The sequence below is a fragment of the Psychrobacter sp. PG1 genome, assembly GCF_014897815.1.
GTDB lineage: Bacteria > Pseudomonadota > Gammaproteobacteria > Pseudomonadales > Moraxellaceae > Psychrobacter.
In genome coordinates this window covers 1-1087 of the sequence record NZ_JABUZG010000059.1, presented here as the reverse complement: position 1 = coordinate 1087, position 1087 = coordinate 1, and the positions used below count along the sequence as shown (strand labels likewise).

Here is a 1087-nt window from a genome sequence, read left to right as displayed (position 1 = left end):
ATACCAAACCCAAAATATATAGTATAATTCACTTATGACTATACCAATCCATAACCTAGAAGAGCATGACTTTGGCAAACACTCAAAGACCGAGAGTAACCCCAGAGCCCGCCTACGCCTGCTTATCTTATATCAATATAGTATAGGCAAAGCCACAAACGATATTGCCAAAGATCTTTGTATTCACCCTGAAACTGCCAGGCGTACCTTGAAACGATATCATGAACGAGGACTTGAGAGTCTCTATGATCGTCATCGCAAAGGTCGGCATAGTAAACTGGCAGAAGCAGACATAGACGCTTTTAAAGCCATGATAGTCTCCGAACAAGACAAGCGAGCTGGCGGTCGTTTGACCGGTAAAGATATTCAGCAATTGGCTAAAGAACACTACAACGCCCACTATACCGTCAATGGTATCTACGAGCTGCTTAAACGTATTGATATGAGTTGGATAAGTGCTCGTAGTCAGCATCCAAAAGCAGACCCACAAGCTCAAGACGCTTTTAAAAAAACTTTATAGCACAGGTTGAGGCGTCCCTACCTACTGAGGTAAGCCTAGATCATGTAGATATATGGTTCCAAGATGAAACTCGAATAGGACAACAAGGGTCATTGACCAGAGTTTGGCATTACCGCGGTGAGCGTCCTCGACTGATCAAGCAGCAGCAGTTTAATTCCGCTTATCTGTTTGGTGCCTTTTGTCCAGCGACAGCAGAGGCGGTAGGTTTAGTATTGCCTTCAGTCAATAAACATACAATGTTATTGCATATGCTTGAGATTAGTAAAGCCGTACCAAAAGGACGCCATGCGGTCGTAGTGATGGACGGTGCATTGTGGCATCAACCAAGCTTGAATCAGGGTAATGTCACTATGCTTAAATTACCGCCTTATTCACCTGAGCTTAATCCCTCTGAGAGAGTATGGCAGTACCTTAAGCAAAATGAGCTATCTAATCGTTGTTATGAAAGTTATGAGGCTATTGTCGATGCCGCTTGCTTGGCTTGGAATAACCTGCTTAAACAGCCACAGAGGATTCAGTCTTTAACCACTCGTACTTGGGCGCAACTTTAATTATTGGGATTGGTAT

General features: G+C 43.5%; 2 protein-coding genes. Both read left to right on the top strand.

The features are described 5' to 3' along the window. Positions 1–34 precede the first annotated feature (34 nt). On the top strand, positions 35–520 hold the full coding sequence (locus INT03_RS09550; RefSeq protein WP_193008767.1) for a winged helix-turn-helix domain-containing protein: 486 nt from the start codon (positions 35–37) through the stop codon (positions 518–520). Next, positions 517–1071: an IS630 family transposase gene (locus tag INT03_RS09545; protein ID WP_193008768.1), complete on the top strand. Its 555-nt coding sequence runs from the start codon at positions 517–519 to the stop codon at positions 1069–1071. The genes INT03_RS09550 and INT03_RS09545 overlap by 4 nt, the downstream gene beginning before the upstream one ends. The last annotated feature ends 16 nt before the right edge of the window (positions 1072–1087 follow it).